The following is a 3,089-nucleotide window of genomic DNA, read 5'->3' on the forward strand; positions in this document are numbered from 1 at the left end:
TTGTAGCCCTGATCGGTCTCCGTCGCGGACGCCATCTTCGGGTTCCTCCGGGTTGGGACGAGTTCCGATGCTATGTGGCCTCGGATCCCGCGGGGTATGACGGGCGTCATAGCCCGCGGGCCGACGGAGGGCGCGGCTCAGCCGTCGACGAGCGAGCGAGCCGTCGCGAACCAGGCGAGCGAGCGGTCTTCCGGCGGGGTCGCGGGCGTTGCCGCGTCGAGAAGCGCGAGCCCCTGCCGGTGGATGCCGTTGAAGATCTCCTGCACGCGCACGATCGCCTCGCGCTCGGAGTACTGCTGCCCGACCTGCTCGAGAAAGCCGATCCGGTCCCGGCCGTCCGAGTACTCTCCCAGGTTCCGGCGGTGGTACGCGCCGCGCTCCGTGAGGTGCTTCTCGATCTGCAGGAAGAACGACGCGAAGTTCGCCAGCGCCGAGAGCACGCGCTCCCGCTGGCTGAGCTGCGTCTTCAGGTACCGCAGGTCGAGGTGGCGATCGAGCATGTACGGCGCGACCCAGAGCGCGTAGTAGCAGCCGAGGTCGAAGTCCCACTTGAGCTTGCAGACCTCGTAGCTGCCGATCACCGGGTACAGGTTCCGGTACAGGCGCAGCGCGGCCTCGACGCGGAACTGCAGGAACTGCTCGTAGATCTCGGCGCGCTCGTCGAGCGCGGGCTTCGCCTCGCCGCCCAGGTCGCGCGCGATCAGATCGGCGACGAAGTCGTTCTCGAGCGCGATGAAGTCGGTGCCCGGGCTGTAGAACGGATCCGGGAAGGCCGCGGCCTCGCCGACCAGGCCCCAGCGATCCGGGGACACGAAGCGCCGGGTTCCGTAGGCCAGGTGGTCGAGGCCGCGCGCGCCGATCGGCTCGGCGTTCTCGAGCAGCGTTGCGACCGCCTTGTGCTGGCGCAGCCAGGCGAAGAAGGCGTCCGGCGTGGCGATGCGCGGGTCGAAGAAGCGCTTGTCGCAGACCACGCCCACGCTGGTGACGCCCTCCTGCAGCGGGATGAACCAGATCCAGTAGCCGCGGTAGGCGAAGTGCATCGTCGAGAGCCGCCGCGGCGTGTAGCGCACGCGGCTGCGAAAGGACTCCGGGCCCATCTGGTCGACGTCGCTCACGCCGCGGAACCAGCCGAAGACGGAGGCGTTGTCGAGAATCGTCTCGTCGACGTGCAGGCCGAGCTGGCGCGCCAGGATCCGCTGCCGGCCGCTCGCGTCGACGAGCCAGCGGGCCTCGTAGCTGCGCGATCCGTCCGGACCGGAGACGAGCAGCCGGTGCGGCTCGCCGGCCGTCCCGACCTCGATCTTCTCCACGTCTACGCCGCGCCGCACCTCGACGCCCGCCTTCGCGCCTACCTCGAGCAGATCGTGCTCGAGGCGGCTGCGGTCGATCTGGAAGGCCGGGTGGAAGGGCAGGGAAGACGAGCCGATCTCGCTCATCGCCTCGAGCGGCGCGTCGCGCCCCTCGCTGTCGAAGAAGAAGCGCAGCCCGTTCTTCGGGAAGTGGCGCTCGTACAGGTACGAGGAGAGCCCGAGGCGCCGGATCAAATAGTGGCTGCCCAGCTCGACGATCGACTCACCGACGTTGTGCGCGAACGCGGTCTTCTTCTCGAAGACACTGATGCGCCGGCCCGGGTTCGCGCGCGAGAGCTGGTGCGCGAGGAGGCTTCCGGCCAACCCACCTCCGACGATGGCTACGTCGATCTGCATGTCGGTCATGTGATATCCCTCTCTCCGGTGATATGTAGCAGGTGTCCGTCAGACGACCCCGGCCGACGCGGCTCGGGAGCGTAGGCGCCTGGGCTCTCGGAGGACTCGATGGGGGGATCCGTTCGCAGCGTGGCGATCATTGGGGCCGGTCCCGCGGGCTCGGCGCTCGCGTACTACCTGGCCCGCGCGGGCCTTCGGGTCGCGCTCTTCGACCGGAAGAACCGCCCGCCGATCGTCGTCGGGGAATCCCTGGTCCCGGCCACGATCCCGTTCCTGCGCGAGCTCGGAATCGAGGACGAGGTCCGCGGCTACAGCACCCTGAAGCTCGGCGCGACCTTCGTGCTGGGAAGCGACGAGGTGCGCAGCTTCCGCTTCGCCGAGGTCCGCAAGGCGAAGACGCGCTACTCGTACAACGTCCCGCGCGATCTGCTCGACGCCTCGATCGCGCGCGTCGCGGAGCGCTCGGGCGTGCAGATCGTGCGCGAGACCGCAAGGCTCGAGCGCGTGCCGGGCACCGAGCGGCTGGAGCTGGCGCCGAGAGCCTGGCGGCGTGCCGCGAGTCGCTCGGCGGCCCGCCGGACCTGATCGTCGATGCCGGCGGTCGGCCGCGGCTGATTCCGAACCTGCTCGAGCTCCCGTTCGAGACCGGCAGCCGCAAGGACACGGCGCTGTTCGCGCACTGCGAGGGCGTGTCGCAGGTGGTCGAGGGGGACGTGCACGTCGACCGGCTCGAACGCGGCTGGAGCTGGCGGATTCCGCTGCCCGGAAAGATGTCGGTGGGGCTGGTGATCGACGGCGATCACATCAAGAAGTTCGGAGACAGCAGCGCGGAGCAGTTCGACAATTACTTGAAGCACGATCCGATGATCGCGCGTTGGAACTGCTCCCCGAAGCGCTTGACCCCGGTGCTGAAGTTCAGCGCGTACCAGCTCGTCACCACGCGCGCGGTCGGGGACGGCTGGGTTCTGCTCGGCGACAGCTTCGGCTTCGTCGACCCGGTCTTCTCGAGCGGCCTGCTGCTCGCCTTCGACGGCGCCAAGGAGCTCGCGAAGGCGATCCTCGCCGGCGGCGGCCCGACGCAGCTTGCGGCCTACGAGACCCACGTGCGCAACCACCTGCGCTCCTGGCACAAGACCATCGAGCACTTCTACGACGGGCGGCTGTTCACGCTCTTCCGCGTGGGGCAGGTGGTGCAGACCACGCCGTGGGGGCGGATCGCGAACTTCCACTTCCAGAAGCACGTGCCGCGCGTCATCACGGGCGAGGGATCGACCAGCCGCTACAGCGTCTGGCTGGTCGACTTCATGTGCCGCCGGGCGTTGCTCGAGAACGACCCGGGGGGGGCTGGCGATCCAGTAGCGGGCGGCCGGACCGGGGCGGGGG

The 3,089-nt window shown here is 69.2% G+C and carries 3 protein-coding genes; 2 read left to right on the forward strand and 1 reads right to left on the reverse strand.

Features of this window, described 5'->3' with window-relative positions; translation table 11 throughout:
• Nucleotides 1-137 precede the first annotated feature (137 nt).
• Nucleotides 138-1,715, reverse strand: a complete 1,578-nt coding sequence (locus FJ108_18295; GenBank protein ID MBM4337843.1) for an NAD(P)/FAD-dependent oxidoreductase — start codon at nt 1,713-1,715, stop codon at nt 138-140.
• Between the two features lie 99 nt (nt 1,716-1,814).
• On the opposite strand from FJ108_18295, the gene FJ108_18300 reads away from it, so the two are divergent.
• Together FJ108_18300 and FJ108_18305 are read left to right on the forward strand one after the other, a co-directional pair.
• Nucleotides 1,815-2,291 (forward strand): FAD-dependent oxidoreductase, encoded by a 477-nt coding sequence (locus tag FJ108_18300; GenBank protein MBM4337844.1) that lies wholly within the window; start codon nt 1,815-1,817, stop codon nt 2,289-2,291.
• Nucleotides 2,249-3,089: hypothetical protein (locus tag FJ108_18305; protein MBM4337845.1), on the forward strand; the 841-nt coding region annotated here is incomplete at its 3' end. The genes FJ108_18300 and FJ108_18305, both read left to right, overlap by 43 nt.

It is taken from the genome of Deltaproteobacteria bacterium (genome assembly GCA_016875225.1).
In the GTDB taxonomy this organism is placed as follows: Bacteria; Myxococcota_A; UBA9160; order SZUA-336; family SZUA-336; genus VGRW01.